Raw genomic sequence first — 16853 nt, 5'->3', positions numbered from 1 at the left:
GCTTAATTCATCAAATTGAAGATAAATTATGAGGCCGATTTATTGGCTAATTGCCCACAAGCAGCATCGATATCCTTCCCGCGAGATCGTCTTACCGTAACTGTAATGCCATTTTGCTCTAACAACTGCTGATACATAGCTGTTGCCTGCGAAGATGCCTGCTGAAAATCCCCATCATCGATAGGATTGTATTCAATTAAATTTACTTTACAAGGCACGAATTTACAGAATCTTACCAAAGCCATAGCATCCTTACGGGTGTCATTTACATCCTTCCAAACGATATACTCGTAGGTAATACGACTTTTGGTTTTGGAATACCAGTATTCTAAAGCCTCACGCAAATCTTCTAAAGGAAATGTTTCATTAAAAGGCATAATCCTGGTACGAACTTGATCAGTAGCGGCATGAAGCGAAACCGCTAATTTTATTTTAGCTTCATCGTCTGCGAGCTTTTTAATCATTTTAGGCACACCAGAGGTAGAAATGGTAATTCGCTTTGCAGACATACCTAAACCTTCGTCTGAAGTGATCTTTTCTACCGCTTTCATCACATTATTGTAATTCATAAGCGGCTCTCCCATGCCCATAAACACAATATTGCTTAAAGGACGATCAAAATACAATCGACTTTCATTATCAATCGCAACTACCTGATCGTAAATTTCATCCGGATTAAGATTTCGCATACGCTTTAAACGTGCTGTAGCGCAAAACTGGCAATCTAAGCTACATCCTACCTGAGAAGAAACACAGGCTGTTGTCCTGGTTGGTGTAGGAATAAGAACAGATTCTACCGTAAGATTGTCATGTAGTTTTACCGCATTCTTAATAGTCCCGTCGCTACTTCGTTGCATTTGATCTACACGAATATGATTGATCACAAAATTTTCGGCAAGCATGGCACGGGTTTGCTTAGAAATGTTGGTCATTTCGTCAAAATCATGAGCTCCCTTACTCCAAAGCCATTCATAAACCTGTGATCCTCTAAAGGATTTATCACCGTGCTCCACGAAAAACTCCTGAAGTTGCTTTTTGGTTAAAGCTCGTATATCTTTTTTCTTATTCTCCACAACACAAAATTACAAAGATTTTGAGGATATATTCATACCTCTTAAAATGCAAAAGGCCACAACTTTATGCGATTGTGGCCTTTTAACTTTTGTTCTTATTTCTTATAAGATTAACATGGCATCACCATAAGTATAGAATCTATATTTTTCTTTTACCGCCTCTTCGTAAGCTCTCATCATAAAATCATGACCCGCAAAAGCAGAAATCATCATCAATAATGTAGATTTTGGGGTATGGAAATTCGTCACCATACAGTTTGCTATACTAAAATCGTAAGGAGGAAAGATAAATTTATTGGTCCATCCACCAAACTCATTCAAAGTTTGATTGGAAGAAACCGAACTTTCTAAAACTCTCATTACCGTAGTACCAACTGCACAAACCTTACGTTTCTCTGTTTTTGCTTTATTGATGGTATGTACCGCATCGCCTTTTACGAAGGCTTCTTCACTATCCATTTTATGTTTGCTAAGATCTTCTACCTCAACCGGGCTAAAAGTTCCTAAGCCTACATGAAGGGTCACCTCTGCAAAATTAACTCCCTTTATTTCCAAACGTTTCAATAAATGCTTAGAAAAATGAAGTCCTGCTGTAGGCGCAGCTACCGCTCCTTCTTCTTTGGCATAAATTGTTTGATAACGTTCCTGATCTTCAGGCTGTACATCTCTTTTTATATACTTTGGTAGTGGTGTTTCTCCTAGTTCTTTAAGCTTTCTTCTAAAATCTTCATAAGATCCATCATAAAGAAAACGCAAAGTTCTACCTCTAGAGGTGGTATTATCAATAACTTCGGCTACTAAACTTTCGTCATCACCAAAATAAAGCTTATTACCAATTCTGATTTTTCGTGCAGGATCTACTAAAACATCCCAAAGTTTGGTTTCTGCATTTAATTCTCTCAATAAGAACACTTCAATCCTTGCACCTGTTTTTTCTTTATTACCATACAAACGAGCAGGAAAAACCTTGGTATTATTAAGAACCATCACATCTTCAGGATCAAAATAATCAATAAGATCTTTAAATTGTTTGTGCTCTATTGTTTGCTCTTTTCGGTTAAGAACCATTAGGCGCGCTTCATCTCTGTTTTCAGCTGGATACTCGGCTAGTAATTCCGGCGGAAGTTCGAAATTGAAGTTTGAAAGTTTCATTCCCATATTTGAATTTTTAAAGGCTGCAAATATACAACCTCAAAACAGGGGTTGTCAAGTAATTAAGCGATTATTTAGCATGGTATCAAAATTTATTCATCTTAATACTATAGAATTTTAATAAATACTCCCGTTTTTAAAAGGCTGGGATACTCTTTAGCCCTTTCAAATTTCTTATTTTTACACACTCAAAACACCTACAAAAATGAAGAACCTAATCTTTAGCATTAAGGCACTCTGCTGCTTTTTTGCGTATTTGACTACGCAGGCGCAAACCACACCAAACGACCATAAATACCAGACCTATTGTAATCCTGTAGACATCGATTATACCTACATGTCCCATTATGCCTTTAGAGGTGTTTCTTACCGTTCTGGTGCAGATCCTGCAGTGATCAACTTTAAAAACAGATACTATATGTTTGTCACCCGTTCTCATGGATATTGGGTTTCAGACGATATGAGCAGTTGGAAATTTATTAAACCACAAAGCTGGTATTTTAACGGAAGTAACGCCCCGGCGGCTGCGGTTAAAGATGATGAAATAATTGTGCTTGGGGATCCCTCGGGACATGGCGCTGTTATAAAAACCGATAATCCTGAACTTGGCGACTGGAAAACGACCTACAGCGTGATCCCTTTTGGGGTTCAGGATCCTGATCTTTTTGTAGATGATGACGGAAAAGTGTATCTATATGAAGAATCCTCTAACACCTATCCCATTAGGGGAATTGAATTAGATGCTGAAAACCTTTATGTTCCTATAGGTGAGGAAAAAGATCTTTTTACGTTACATCCAGACGAGCATGGCTGGGAACGTTTTGGGCAGGATCACAAATCTGATATTAAACCTTACCTTGAAGGTCCCTGGATGACCAAACATAACGGAACCTACTATTTAGAATACAGTGCACCGGGAACGCAATGGAATGTATATGCCGATGGAGTGTATACCAGTAAAAATCCACTTGGTCCTTTTGACTATGCTCCATACAACCCAATTTCTTATAAACCGGGTGGCTTTCTAACTGGTGCCGGGCACGGGAGCACCGTAAAAGATAATCACGGTCATTTTTGGCATTTTGCCAGTATGCCAATCTCTGTGAATTATAAATTTGAACGACGAATAGGAATGTTCCCCGCTGGTTATGAAGAAAACGGACAAATGTTTGTAAACACCACTTATGGCGACTATCCGCATTATTTACCGGATACCAAAGTGGAAGATCATAAAAATAGATTTTCAGGATGGATGTTGCTTTCTTATAAAAAACCGGCAACTACAAATTCGGTGATAAGAGGAGTGAAAAGAAAGGTTTTTGATGAAGCTGATTCTGGCTACATGCTAGAACAGGAAGCCCCAAATTATAGTGCTTCTAAACTTACCGACGAAAATATCAGAACTTATTGGGTCGCACAAAACAGTAGCGATTCTTTGTATGCTGAAATAGATTTAAAAGATAAAATGACGGTAAATGCCATTCAGATTAATTATCAGGATTTTAATTCTGAAATCTTTGGCAAACCAGACACGTTAAAATATCAGTTTAAAATAAAAGCCTCTTTAAATGGCAAAGATTGGGAAACTATAGTTGATTATTCAGAAAATCAACATGATCAGCCACATTCCTATATCGAATTGAAAAATGCTTCTGAAGCTCGATATATCCGTTATGAGAATGTATATATTCCTCATAAATATTTAGGAATTTCTGACATCCGTATTTTTGGAAAAGGACATGGAAAAGCTCCTAAAACTCCGGTTAAATTTTCAGTAAAAAGACAGGAAGACCGCCGAAATACCGACCTAAATTGGAAAGCGTCTAAAAATGCCATTGGCTATGTGTTATATTGGGGAATTAGCGAAGATCAACTTAATAATTCGGTTATGATTTATGAAAAGAATTCCTATGAACTACGCGCACTTAATATCGATCAACATTATTATTATCAGGTAGAGGCTTTTAATGAAAATGGTATCTCGAAGAAAAGTAAAATTCTAAAAACTGAATAACTAATTATCGATATTATATAAAATAAGAGCATGTTTAAAAAAACATGCTCTTATTTTATTTTTGTTTTAATACTCGCTTTATAGGTTTTTTGAATTTCTGATAAGCTTCAGGCAATTGTAAAAAAGGCTGAATTGTAAAGTTGAAGCTTTGATCGGCATCGAAAACCCAATAATTACCTGCCAATTTCCCGGTTTCACTACTAATATTGTCCTTAGTTATATTATTTATAGCAAACTGATGTTTATCTGAATTATACCAAACTCCTAATATCTTTAAATCTGCTTTATTAGAGTATTTAAGCCTTAAATATAGTTGGATTTCTCCTGTTTTTGTTTTTTAAGTTGAAGCTTTCAATAATAAAACCTTTCATTTCTTTGCGTAAACCGGTATCCGCTTTTACTAAATAACGTAGTTTGTTCCATTCCGATAAAATTTGACCATTTTCAATTCCGAAGAAAGAAGCCAATAAAAAAAAGAATAGTTTTACTTCTTCCATTAAGTATGGTTATTCATATCGATAATGACCGATAATTTTGTAATCAAAAAGGCAGTCTTCTATAACTTGTCCATTCCCAATATTATGTACAATCAAGTTTCTTTTTCTGTCATTAGATTTTTTATCTACTACAATCTCAATATGAGTTAAACCATTACCTAAATTCCACGCCACAACATCACCAGGATTATAGTCGGCTGCATTTTGGGTAATACTTTTTTCAGCTCCCGCTCTTTTAAAAAAAGTCATCAAATTAGGAACTCTTCGATGGTCTATATTTTTGTCGGTTCGCTTTAATCCCCAATTGTTCGGATATTTATCAAAATTATTTTTCATATCCTCATGAACCAATTGTTGTAAGTCTATATCTTGCTTTCTATAAGCTCTAATAATCACATCGGTACATACTCCTTTATTAGCAGGAATATCTCCATTGGGATAATCTATAAAAAATAGCTAGGATCATAACTTACCTTTTGTTGCGTAAGTTCTAAAGCACAATCTGACAAACTTTTTGGTTAATCCTGGGGTTGTGAAAAACCTACGAAGTTTGAAAAGAAAAATAAGATTAAAAGTACCTTTTTCATAAATCTGAAGTAATTAAGTAAACACAATCTCCCGATTGGAAATTAGCGATACTTAACAAAGTCCTTTAATCATAAATCGAAGAAATGCTCTTTACTTCTTAACGTAGATAAATCCTTTTTTATTGGATTGGAACATAACTTCTACCCGCTTATAATCATCTACTTCATACTTATCTGCATTCAGTAACTCTTGTTCGGTTAATTCAAACAGAGTACCTTCTACGTAATGTTTGGGATTTCCTGAATAGTCGATTATCGGATGATATTTTTCTCCGCTCAACGCTAAAACTTCCGGATCGGTAATCTCAAGCATTTAAATTTTATATCAGGAAACAATCATTTTCTACGTTTAAAATCCCGCCAAAAGTTTCGATTTGTACGTTCTCTTTTTGAAGCGTTCCGTAAGAAAATAAATAAGGCGCTTATTGAATTTTCAATCTTTCCAATAAGCTCTTATAAATGGTATCGAAGTTTATTATTCCTTAATTACTTTAAAATTCAGCTGTTCCAGGTCTGAATAAAAGTCAGGGTAACTTTTAGATACCACCATAGCATCCGCTATTATCACTGGAACTTTTAAAGCTATAGGTGCAAATGCCATAGCCATACGATGATCGTTATAGGTCTCGATTTCTACATTTTCTTTTAAAATTGCAGATGGCTTTAGCTCCAAATGCTCGTCAGAGATCACTACTTCCCCTCCTAATTTTTCGATTTCGTTTTTTAATGCCACCAATCGATCGGTTTCCTTGATCTTGAGTGTATGGAGCCCGGTTAGTTTGCATGCGGTTCCCAAACCAAGACAAGTTACTGCAATGGTTTGTGCGATATCCGGAGAATTTCTTAGGTCTTCAGTAATACTTGCCGGTTTAGAACATTTCGATTTTGTTAACGTAATGCTGTTTTCTTCAAAACTTGTTTCTACACCAAACTGCTTATAGATGTTTGCGAGACAAGAATCTCCCTGTAAACTTTCTTCCCTGTAATTCGATAATTTGATCTCAGCTTCTTCTGCGAGTGCCGCTATACTATAAAAGTAGGAAGCAGAGCTCCAATCTGATTCTACCGGAATCGTTTTTGGAGAAACCGCAGCACATGCTTCAATCCTAATGATATTATCCTCGAAACTTCCCTGAATACCTGAGCGCTGAAGCATTTCTAATGTCATCAGGATATACGGAGTACTGGTCACCTGCCCTTCCAGGTTAATGGTTAATCCCTCAGGAAGCGAAGCTCCAATAAGCATTAATGCTGAAATATACTGGCTGCTAATATTGGCCTGAAGGCTTACAGCATTGGCCTGAAGCTTTTTACCCTGTATTCGTATTGGCGGGTAACCTTCATTCCTTTCATAAGAAATATCAGCCCCCATAGATCGAAGCGCTTCTACCAGTAATTTAACAGGTCGCTCCTGCATACGCGGGCTACCGGTTAATACTGTTTCTCTTCCTTCCTGAACCGCAAAATAAGCTGTAAGAAAACGCATGGCAGTACCGGCATGATGGATATCTACCTCAACTTCATTAGAAGTCAAAGCTTTTTTCATCACCTGGGTATCATCACTATTCGAAAGATTGGAAATCTCAAGGTTCTTAAACAGCGATTCTATAATTAATAATCGGTTTGATTCGCTTTTAGATCCTGTTATTTGCAGCGCTCCTTTCACAGTTTCCTGTGAGTGCTTAAGTTTAAATTTCATGGAAGAGAAAATTGATAATATTATTTTTTTAGTTGCTCCTTTTCTTTTCTTCGGAACTGGCCGTAAGATACAATCATACCATATACGATCATTCCCAAGACCTGACCCACAACAAAAGTAATCATTTTCCCGTCTGCCATCCTATCCTGATAATATTCTTTAAAAGCCAGCCCTCCATAATCGATGACCATCATGACGATATTGTAAATAAGAACAAATAAAAAGCCTAAAATAGCAACAGACTTCCAGTACTTTTTACTGGACATAATTTCTTTAAACTTCATCTTACTTTAGCTTTTCGTTATTATGATGCCTGTTGTGATCTCTTTTAGTTTTAAGATCTAGTTTTTTATCGAAAGCTTCCTGTAAATCTACTCCGGTTTGATTAGCAAGACAAAGTACTACAAACACCACATCGGCGAGCTCCTCGCCAAGATCTTTTGCTTTATCGCTTTCTTTTTCACTTTGCTCGCCATATCTACGCGCAATAATACGCGCAACTTCACCAACCTCTTCGGTGAGTTGCGCCATATTAGTCAATTCATTAAAATATCTTACGCCGTGCTCTTTGATCCAATCATCAACGGCCTTCTGTGAGTTCTGTAGATTCATTTCTGTCTTCAATTTTAGACAAAACTATAGCTTCTGAATGTTTACTCACAATTTCATCGAAAAAGTTTTTTAAATATTCATAATCCGAAGATGCGTAAATGGATTTATTTAAATCTATCGAGGTTTCAATTCGTAGGAAGTTTGCACTCTGGGAAATGATGTATTTAAAATTCGCACCATCCTCATTCATTTTTACCATAGCACTCTCTGGTAATGATTCTACTTTATAACCTTTAGGAACCATAATATTGACGGTACTACCATATTTCATTGGGTAATTTAAATAAATAGGATAGGTTCGCTCTTCAGCCTTAAAAGGATTCTCATCCTCAGCCAAAAATAATAGCGGATTTATATATAATTTATCTCCAATGGCTTCGACCCCGTTATGAATTTCAAATTGATAAATCTCTTTAATATCGCTCCCTATTTGGTGCTCATTTTCTTTGGTTAGAGCTGAAATCAAAATATCACCTTTCCCCTCCTGAAGCATTTCTATATAATTATCCTGATTAATCCCACGATATTTATCTCGATGATTTTTTGCCGCCAATCTGTTATATACACCAGTACACTTTCCTTTTATTTTTAGATCTTCGGTGATCTGAAAGTTGAGATAATCCCACTTTGAAGACTTATAATTTGGTAATAAATACACCCAATCTGATTTTCCATCATCCTGAATAATTCTACCCTGCCAGTTCCTGGCGCGATCTGGTAGTTCTCCAGGTGCTGCATTTTTATCTGTGGCATCCAAAAGAATGATTTGTTCCCCTAATTGTACGCCCACGATCACGTAATTAAATCCAGAGCGTGTGGGAAAAACAGGAACCCCGTTACTTTTAGTGCTTAACAAAACAGGATAGGCCTGCAAACCAGCGTAACGGAGCATAGCCGTAAGCAGTAAGTTTATATCTCCAGTATTCCCGGTACCCTCTTTATAGGCCTTTCTAATTCCGTTTTCCGCCGTATAACCAATATAGTCATTCCACGCGATTTTACTTTTCACGAAGTTATATATAAGAATCAGCTTTTCTTCGGGATTCGCTGCTTCTGCTAATACCCCATCAATATCATCCTTGAAGAAATTACTTTTTCTTAGCTCTGTAGCATAGCCCCCTTCATCATAAATAGATTTAGACACATCATCCCAGGTATGGCTAAAATATTCCATAGGTTGATTAGGAAACTTGGTGTATTGTAACTCCCATTTTATCCTTGCAGCATAATTATCCAGGTAATCCACATACACTTCTTCTTTTAGCGCCGGGATATCTTCTTTTGCAATAGTATATACCTTTTGCAAATAATTTGTGCTTTGCGCATGCATATTAAAAGGTTCACTCGTTTGCGTTACAGGAACAAAAAGTGAGGCCAGCTGATTGTAATGTGATACAAAACCAAAAAATTCCGGAATTTCAACTTTAACTTCTATCTTTTTTATCGGGATCGTCGTTTGAAGCTCTGTGTCATCCAAAGAGGTTAAAAACGGACTACTTTTCTCGTATTCATATTCAATAACGCTACCTGGTTTTAGGGATGGCATCGTGAATTTAAAAGCTTTGCGGTATTTAGAAACCTCTTCATCAAAAATTTCATCTTTTCTTAATTTTTCTTCAACAAGTTGATCTCCTTCAAGGTTATAGGTATAGCCTTTAATGCCGTAAATTTTCTCATCATCACTACCGTTTATATAGGAATTTAAATTCACGGTCGCCCAATCGAACCCATCTTCATTATAAAGCTTAATTCTATAATGATATTTTGTTATTAGCGCAAAACCGGTATTTGAATTATATTCATAGAACGTGTATTGTTTTTTATACAATATCGCAGCGTCTGCATCTTTGTTTGTAGGATGTGCTGTTTCCTGAACCTCTTCTTTAGAGACCTTACCAAATTTGTAATTTTGTGCCTGCGCTGTACCTCCTATTAAGAGCAAGGCAATGAGATAAAATTTTAAATGCATAGTAGATAGTTTTTAGCCGTTTTTAACTAAAACAGCTTTTTGATTGCTTAACATGTTGATCTTGTTTAAAAACGCTCTAAAATCTTCGTATTTATCTGCTGGCCAATGTCCCTGGTTTACACTTAAAGAGCGCTTAACCACAAGAGTTCCCGGATGCTCGTTAGATTCTTTAACAGAGAGTTTAAAACTTCCAAAATCGGTATCTATGCTAATTGCTTCGGGTAGGGCCTCCACCGCATAACCTTCAGGAATTTTAAAATTGAATTGATCTTTATTAGTAAATCCACGTAAAATCTCAATAGGATAAAGTCTGTTTTCGTTACGTGATACTATATCTATTTCGGGCTCAATAAAATTAAGCGGCAGTAAGATCCTTTTACCTGCAGTGGTGTAAAATTTTTTACCGCTAAAAACTAATTCTTCTGAAAAACTAGCGTGCTCTTTATCGTTTTCAAACTTTAAATTATCAAAATGAATACCCTGTAAGTTTCCAAAAACCTCTTTATAATATAGGTTTTTATCTTTCTCTTTTTGTGTTTGTATATGGTAATTATTCCCGTAGGAAATGCCTTTGCTTTGCTTTTTTATACTGGCGGTAAAAATATCTTCAGAAAGGCCTATATCACATAGGGTTTCTTCAAGATTTATGGCACACTCATAGTTTGGGGTTTTCACAATTTCTCCACCTTCCTCTTTTATGAGTAATACATGACGATTATCTGTAAAATCTCCCAAATAATTAAATGGTAAGGACTGGCTGGTACATTCCAGCCAAACATCATTTTCTGCGATTCCCGGCACATTTAAAATAACATGGTTCCCCTGCATTGAGGCAAACTCAGGATCAATATCTTTTTGTTCTTCCCCGGCATAAACCACTGCATAGTTTGATTGAATACCCTGTGAAGCCAGTAAAGCTTTCATATAATTGGTTAGGCCTTTACAATCTCCATACCCCAAACGATCTACTTCAGTCGCTAAAATTGGCTCCCAGCCACCAATACCTAATTGCACACTAATGTAGCGGGTTTTACCCTGCATATACTCATAAATGAGTTTAGCTTTCTCGTAATCGCTCTCAGCGTCTTTTACCAGTTCTGAAATCTCGGCTTTTGTAACCGCATTTAACGCATCCCTGCCTTTAATAAGGTTTTCGTATTGCCACTTCCCAAATTCTTTCCAGTTATTGGCAGTCCCCTCTACCCCCATCAAACTAAACCTGTCCAGAGCGACTTTTACTTTTGGGGTCATGTCTGAAATCTGGGGACTATACGGCTCATATTTATAGGCCGGAATATGACTTACTTTATAGGATAACTCGAATTCGGTATTATTCTTTTCGAGTTTAATACTATCTAAATTAGACTCCAGATAACGTAGTGGTATATGCTTTGGATTTTTTAACTGGTATGAACCGGATTCCATACTTACAAAGTAACCATCAACTGGCTGAAAAGGCTGAATAAAAACAGTGGTAGACATTTGCACTTCACTCTCGTAAACCACCGTATAAGGATAACTCATAGGAGAATAATCCAGATAGCTCACTCTGTTATCTGAATATAAATTAGAAGAGCCTACCGCACTTTGATCTTTAAAATCCCGCTGTTTATACTTCTTGATCTCTGTGCCTTTGTTATCGTAAACGTAAACAGATTGTGACTTTATCTTGGCATCACCATCATCGTAAAAGTCGTAGGCATGGACATAACGATCGCCGTATTTATTAAGTACGGTAACTACTCGTTTGGTGGTAACCGTCATTTTATCTACATCCTCAACCTCAATTAAAATAGTCTCATCCCTGATAACCGCATTAGCATGTTCGGTAAGTTCTTTTTTTAGAATGATACTTTGGTAAGAATCCTGAGCATAACCAAGGATTCCACTTAGGAGCATAAAGCCTAATAAAAAAGATTTCATTGCAAAACTGATGATATTCGTTTTGCAATATATTAAAATTTTAAGAATTTTTAACTTTTATTTTTAGAATCCATTAAGATAGTTACTGGTCCGTCATTTAGCAGTGCTACCTTCATATCAGCACCAAATTTACCCGTTCCTACTTTTTTGCCCAGCTGTTTCTCAAAGCTTGCAATAAATTCCTCATATAACGGAATCGCCATATCCGGCTTTGCCGCTTTAATATAACTTGGGCGATTACCCTTTTTAGTACTTGCATGTAAGGTAAACTGGCTTACAATGATGGCATCACCTTTTACATCTAAAAGCGAGTTATTCATCACCTCGTCTTCATCATTAAAGATACGCATATTCACAATCTTTCTACAAAGCCATTCTATATCTTCTGAAGTATCATCAGCTTCTATGCCTACTAATAACAAAAGGCCTAAACCAATTTCAGCATTTACCTTATTTTCTATGCTTACAGAAGCATTGGTTACCCGCTGCAAAACTACTCTCATTTCTTATAATTATCCATTCTATAAGGCTCGTCCTCGCCTTCGATGATTTGCAAATAACTTTTATAACGCGACCACGGAATTTCCCCTTCTTCTAACGCATCTTTTACCGCACATTTTGGTTCATTAAGATGCAGGCAATTATGAAATTTACAATCTTGTTTTAATTCAAAAAACTCAGGAAAATAATTACCTAATTCTTCTTTTTCGATATCTACCACTCCAAATCCTTTAATTCCCGGAGTATCTATAATTCTGGCATCAAAACTAAGGTCGAACATTTCAGCAAAAGTAGTGGTATGTTGACCTTGTTTATGTTGCTCAGAAATCTCGAGGGTTTTTAAGTTTAAAGAAGGCTCCAGCGCATTGATCAATGTAGATTTACCCGTACCACTATGCCCTGAAAACATAGAGGTTTTACCCAACATCATTTCTTTTACCTTATCTACATTTTTACCGCTTTTTGCGGAGATGCCTATGCATTCATATCCAATATCACGATACAGCTTTGCCAGAAATTTTATTTCTAAAAGCTCATCTTCGTTATACGTATCGATTTTATTAAAAAGAAGTACGGCTTTTACATGATAGGCCTCTGCCGTAACTAAAAATCGATCGATAAATGTGGTAAAAGTGGGAGGATTATTTAGCGTTACCATAAGAAAAACCTGATCGATATTAGCCGCGATAATATGCGTTTGTTTAGACAGGTTCACTGAACGCCGAATAATATAATTATCACGGTCTTTAATCTTTTTGATGACCCCTTGAGTTTGTCCTGAAATTTCTTCAAGATCAATCTCTACCTGATCGCCTACCGCAACAGGATTAGTACTTTTAATTCCTTTTATTCGGAATTTCCCTTTGATACGGCAATCATAGAATTCACCATTCTCTGCCTTTACCTGATACCAACTGCCCGTAGATTTATAAACCGTTCCTTTCATTAAATAAATTTGTTTATTAACAAATTTTTAAGATATATTAGCGCCATTCAAATTTTTAACAAATGAACAAAATTACATTTAAACTACTCCTTGCTCTTACTATTTTAGTAGGCGCAACCGTGGAAGCTCAAACTAATTTATTTGAACATCCCGATTTCGAAACTATTGCTAAAGATCATAAATCTATAGCAATCATCCCATTTTCAGCAAAGGTAAGTCTTCGTCCTAAACAAATGAAAGAAATTACAGCAGAACAATTAAAGGAAATGGAAATGCATGAAGGACAATCCATCCAAACGGCTATGTATTCCTGGTTTTTAAAAAGAAGGAAGCGAGGTAAACTTTTAATTGAAGTTCAAGACCCAAATACTACAAATGCTATTTTGAATAAAAATGAAATTGATTTAAGCGTTACCACACCTAAAGAACTTGCAACATTACTAAATGTAGATGCCGTGATTACAGGTAAATTTGAAACAGACAAACCAATGTCTGATGGTGCATCTCTAGCTTTAGGACTTCTTGTCGGCTTTTGGGGAACTACAAATTCAGCTACCGTAAACATGAGTATAAACAATGCAGAAGATGGCGTATTACTCTGGAATTACAATAAACGTGTAGCGGGAAGCTTAGGCAGCTCTAATGATCAGCTAATCAATAAATTAATGCGAAAAGCTTCAAGAAGACTTGCTTATACCAAATAAAACAAAATTAAAACCCAAAATGAAAGGCTGTTCAGATCACCTGAACGGCCTTTCTTTTATTTTGGAAAATCAAGAAATCATTTCAATGCTTAGCTGTCTAAAATTGCCTGCTGATGATTAATTGATTCCTGGTGAACTGCTTTAAATAATTTTAAAACAAACTCTTCACTTAGTCCGTGTTGCTCACCTTCAAGCACCATCTTACCAAGGATTTCATTCCAACGTTTGGTTTGAAGAATCGCTACGTTTTGTGACTTTTTCACGTGACCGATATCTTCAGAAATTTTCATACGCTTCGCTAAAAGCTCGATTAACTGATTATCGGCAATATCGATTTTAGCCCTAAGATTCTGTAATTTATTTTGGTATTCTTCACTTTCAGAAACCTCTTTTCTGATCTTAAGATCTTTCATGATCTGCACCAAAGTTGCTGGTGTAATTTGCTGTTTAGCATCACTCCATGCATTATCCGGATCCCAGTGAGTCTCTACCATTAATCCGTCAAAATTAAGATCTAAAGCAGTTTGACAAAGATCAAAAATAATATCACGACGTCCCGCTATGTGAGAAGGATCTAAAATTAAAGGAAGATCCGGGAATTTATTTTGTAACTCGATTGCAATTTGCCATTCCGGATTGTTACGGTATTTCGATTTTTCGTAGCTGGAGAATCCTCTGTGAATTACCCCTAGATTTTTGATATCTGCAGTATACATACGCTCAACCGCACCTAGCCACAAAGCTAAATCTGGGTTTACAGGATTTTTAATTAATACCGGCTTATCGGTTCCTTTTAGCGCATCTGCAATTTCCTGAATAATAAAAGGAGAAACCGTAGTTCTTGCTCCAATCCAAAGAATATCAACATCGTGTTTTAAAGCCAACTCAACGTGATGCGGATTTGCAACCTCGGTAGTTGTTAACATTCCGGTTTCTTCTTTGGCCTTTTGTAACCATTTTAAACCTAAAGCACCAACACCTTCAAAATTCCCAGGTCTTGTTCTTGGTTTCCAGATTCCGGCTCGTAAAACTGTCGCATCGGTATCTTTTAACTGATGAGCGATTTTTAGCACCTGCTCTTCGGTCTCTGCACTACATGGTCCTGCGATGACCAAGGGATGATCTAATCCGAATGCATCTAACCAGTTTCTTAATTCTTTCTTGTTTTCCATGATTAAAAATTTTAGCTAATTCCGTTTAAAATTGATTTTATATGATTTGTACGTTCGATTTCGTTGTACACTTCACCAAACTCATCGTTGGCGATTAAGTCTCTAAAAGCGGTTAAATTATGAATATATTCATTTAGCGTTTCCAGCACGTTTTCTTTATTCTGCTGAAAAATGGGCGACCACATCGCTGGCGAGCTTTTTGCCAGCCTTACCGTTGATGCAAAACCACTTCCCGCCAAATCAAAAATATCCCGCTCGTTCTTCTCTTTTTCAAGGACTGTTTTCCCTAACATAAACGAGCTAATATGTGATAAATGCGATACATATGCAATATGACGATCATGAGATTCTGGATCCATATACCGAATACGCATTCCTATTTTCCTGAAAATTTCCATACCTCGCTCCTGGAGTTTAAAAGCGGTCTTTTCTACTTCACATACGATATTGGTCTTTTCTTTATATAAATCTTTTATAGCTGCAGAGGGACCAGAAAACTCGGTTCCTGCAATAGGATGAGACGATAAATAATTTCTTCGTTTTGGATGATCTTTTACCGCTTCACACAATTTGAATTTTGTAGAACCGGCATCGATTACCAACGTATGGTCTCCGGCATTGTCTAAAGCTTCTTTTAGAACTTTAATACTGATATCTACAGGCACCGCTACAATTGCAACATCACTATCGGCCAGATCTTCCATCGTTCCGGCAGCATCGATATAACCAATCTCTAGAGCTTCTTTTACATGTGCTTCACTCTTATCGATACCAAAAATGGTACTTTCAGGAAAGGATTCTTTTATTGCCAACGCAAACGAACCACCAATAAGTCCTACTCCAATTACACTTACTTTCATCCTTTAATTCGTTTAATGGCTTCATCTACATTTTTTTCGTCTGTGCAAAGCGAAAAACGAATATAGCCTTCCCCCATATCTCCAAAAATAAAACCGGGAGCGGTAAAAATACTATGGTCATGCAGCAGGTTATCTACAAACTCTTCAGAAGATTTTCCTTCCGGTACTTTACACCATATAAACATCCCAGCCTGTTCTTTTCCTGGCTTGCAACCCAAAGCTGCAGCTAATTCCAGAATTTTAGCTCTTCGGCTTTTATAAATCGCATTCATAGCATCAAACCAGTTTTTGTCCAATTCCAATGCTGCAGTAGCACCAGCCTGCACTGGATAAAACATCCCACTATCCATATTGGTTTTTACCTTTAATACAGTGTCGATATTTTTAGCGCTGCCATTTAACATTCCTACACGCCAACCCGCCATATTAAAGCTCTTGCTTAAACTATTCAGCTCTAGTGCTACTTCTTTAGCGCCTGCAATTTTTAAAATACTTTTAGGATGTTCGTTTAGAATAAAGCTATACGGATTATCATTAACGATAAGAATCTGATGTTTTTTACCAAAGGCTACCAATTGCTCAAAAACCTCCTCTGTAGCTGAGGCTCCGGTTGGCATATGCGGATAATTAACCCACATAATTTTCACCTTACTTAAATCCTTCTGTTCTAACTCCTCGAAATTCGGCAACCAATTCCCTTCCTCATTCAGATTATAAAAAATCGCCTTTGCACCAACCAATTTTGAAACCGACGTATAGGTTGGATAGCCTGGGTTAGGGATTAGCACCTCATCGCCTTCATTTAAATAAGCCATAGAAATATGCAAAATCCCTTCTTTACTTCCCATTAACGGAATAATCTCGGTTTCGGGATCTAAGGATACCTGATAATACTTTTGATAGAAACCGGCGACCGCATTCCTAAATTCGGTAGTACCTTTATACGGCTGATATTGATGTGCACCATTTTGAGTTAACCCCTTATTTAAGGCAGCAATCACCTGTTTTGGTGGTGGTAAATCCGGACTACCAATTCCTAAATTGATAATGGGCTTACCTGCGGCCTGTAAGGCACGAACTTCTCTTAACTTTGAAGAGAAATAGTACTCTTTTACATGTTCTAACCTATTGGCTGGTATCATTA

General features: G+C 36.7%; 17 protein-coding genes. 2 read left to right on the top strand and 15 right to left on the bottom strand.

The genetic code is table 11. The features are described 5' to 3' along the window. Positions 1-26: 26 nt before the first annotated feature. Together rlmN and queA are read right to left on the bottom strand one after the other, a co-directional pair. Positions 27-1073 carry a dual-specificity RNA methyltransferase RlmN gene (gene rlmN, locus AC13DP_RS01710; protein WP_347407426.1) on the bottom strand — a complete coding sequence of 349 codons (1047 nt, stop codon included), beginning with the start codon at positions 1071-1073 and terminating at the stop codon, positions 27-29. Between the two features lie 102 nt (positions 1074-1175). Further along, on the bottom strand, positions 1176-2225 hold the full coding sequence (gene queA, locus AC13DP_RS01705) for a tRNA preQ1(34) S-adenosylmethionine ribosyltransferase-isomerase QueA (RefSeq protein WP_041580076.1): 1050 nt from the start codon (positions 2223-2225) through the stop codon (positions 1176-1178). A gap of 205 nt (positions 2226-2430) precedes the next feature. Here queA and AC13DP_RS01700 point away from each other — a divergent pair, with 205 nt between their 5' ends. Then, entirely contained in the window at positions 2431-4239 is a 1809-nt protein-coding gene (locus AC13DP_RS01700; protein WP_347407425.1) for a family 43 glycosylhydrolase, read from the top strand. Positions 4240-4535: 296 nt separating this feature from the next. On the opposite strand, the gene AC13DP_RS01695 is transcribed toward AC13DP_RS01700, so the two are convergent. The 10 genes from AC13DP_RS01695 to rsgA form a co-directional block, all read right to left on the bottom strand. Continuing rightward, positions 4536-4736: a hypothetical protein gene (locus tag AC13DP_RS01695; RefSeq protein ID WP_228251683.1), complete on the bottom strand. Its 201-nt coding sequence runs from the start codon at positions 4734-4736 to the stop codon at positions 4536-4538. Positions 4737-4745: 9 nt separating this feature from the next. Continuing rightward, positions 4746-5132 (bottom strand): DUF1287 domain-containing protein, encoded by a 387-nt coding sequence (locus tag AC13DP_RS01690; RefSeq protein WP_347407424.1) that lies wholly within the window; start codon positions 5130-5132, stop codon positions 4746-4748. Between the two features lie 282 nt (positions 5133-5414). After that, positions 5415-5636, bottom strand: coding sequence for a gamma-glutamylcyclotransferase (locus tag AC13DP_RS01685; RefSeq protein WP_347407423.1), 222 nt, complete (start codon positions 5634-5636; stop codon positions 5415-5417). A 162-nt stretch (positions 5637-5798) separates the two neighbouring features. Further along, a complete protein-coding gene (gene aroA / locus AC13DP_RS01680) occupies positions 5799-7022 on the bottom strand; it encodes a 3-phosphoshikimate 1-carboxyvinyltransferase (protein WP_483067208.1) in 1224 nt (407 codons plus the stop codon). Between the two features lie 20 nt (positions 7023-7042). Then, a complete protein-coding gene (locus AC13DP_RS01675; protein ID WP_013072919.1) occupies positions 7043-7306 on the bottom strand; it encodes a hypothetical protein in 264 nt (87 codons plus the stop codon). A 1-nt stretch (position 7307) separates the two neighbouring features. Continuing rightward, positions 7308-7634 (bottom strand): nucleotide pyrophosphohydrolase, encoded by a 327-nt coding sequence (locus tag AC13DP_RS01670; protein ID WP_041579037.1) that lies wholly within the window; start codon positions 7632-7634, stop codon positions 7308-7310. After that, on the bottom strand, positions 7603-9603 hold the full coding sequence (locus AC13DP_RS01665) for a transglutaminase domain-containing protein (RefSeq protein WP_483067207.1): 2001 nt from the start codon (positions 9601-9603) through the stop codon (positions 7603-7605). The genes AC13DP_RS01670 and AC13DP_RS01665 overlap by 32 nt, the downstream gene beginning before the upstream one ends. A 12-nt stretch (positions 9604-9615) precedes the next feature. Then, the gene (locus AC13DP_RS01660; RefSeq protein WP_483067206.1) at positions 9616-11526 is read right to left on the bottom strand and encodes a DUF3857 domain-containing protein; all 1911 of its coding nucleotides are present in this window, start codon (positions 11524-11526) and stop codon (positions 9616-9618) included. A gap of 50 nt (positions 11527-11576) precedes the next feature. Further along, positions 11577-12029, bottom strand: coding sequence for a D-aminoacyl-tRNA deacylase (gene dtd, locus AC13DP_RS01655; protein ID WP_013072923.1), 453 nt, complete (start codon positions 12027-12029; stop codon positions 11577-11579). Continuing rightward, on the bottom strand, positions 12026-12973 hold the full coding sequence (gene rsgA / locus AC13DP_RS01650; RefSeq protein WP_228251688.1) for a ribosome small subunit-dependent GTPase A: 948 nt from the start codon (positions 12971-12973) through the stop codon (positions 12026-12028). The genes dtd and rsgA overlap by 4 nt, the downstream gene beginning before the upstream one ends. Positions 12974-13035: 62 nt before the next feature. Between rsgA and AC13DP_RS01645 the strand changes: the two genes are divergently transcribed. After that, a complete protein-coding gene (locus AC13DP_RS01645; protein ID WP_228251689.1) occupies positions 13036-13677 on the top strand; it encodes a hypothetical protein in 642 nt (213 codons plus the stop codon). Between the two features lie 89 nt (positions 13678-13766). On the opposite strand, the gene AC13DP_RS01640 is transcribed toward AC13DP_RS01645, so the two are convergent. The 3 genes from AC13DP_RS01640 to AC13DP_RS01630 are packed head-to-tail and all read right to left on the bottom strand — an operon-like array spanning position 13767 to position 16851. Continuing rightward, the gene (locus AC13DP_RS01640; protein ID WP_013072925.1) at positions 13767-14849 is read right to left on the bottom strand and encodes a bifunctional 3-deoxy-7-phosphoheptulonate synthase/chorismate mutase type II; all 1083 of its coding nucleotides are present in this window, start codon (positions 14847-14849) and stop codon (positions 13767-13769) included. An 11-nt stretch (positions 14850-14860) separates the two neighbouring features. Beyond that, positions 14861-15709, bottom strand: a complete 849-nt coding sequence (locus AC13DP_RS01635; protein ID WP_483067205.1) for a prephenate dehydrogenase — start codon at positions 15707-15709, stop codon at positions 14861-14863. Further along, entirely contained in the window at positions 15706-16851 is a 1146-nt protein-coding gene (locus AC13DP_RS01630) for a pyridoxal phosphate-dependent aminotransferase (protein WP_483067204.1), read from the bottom strand. Before AC13DP_RS01630 ends, AC13DP_RS01635 begins: the two co-directional genes overlap by 4 nt. Positions 16852-16853: the final 2 nt, after the last annotated feature.

The organism is Zunongwangia sp. L-65, from assembly GCF_056859415.1.
Note: the sequence above shows the minus strand (reverse complement) of the source record. Positions and strands in the feature narration are given on the sequence as shown.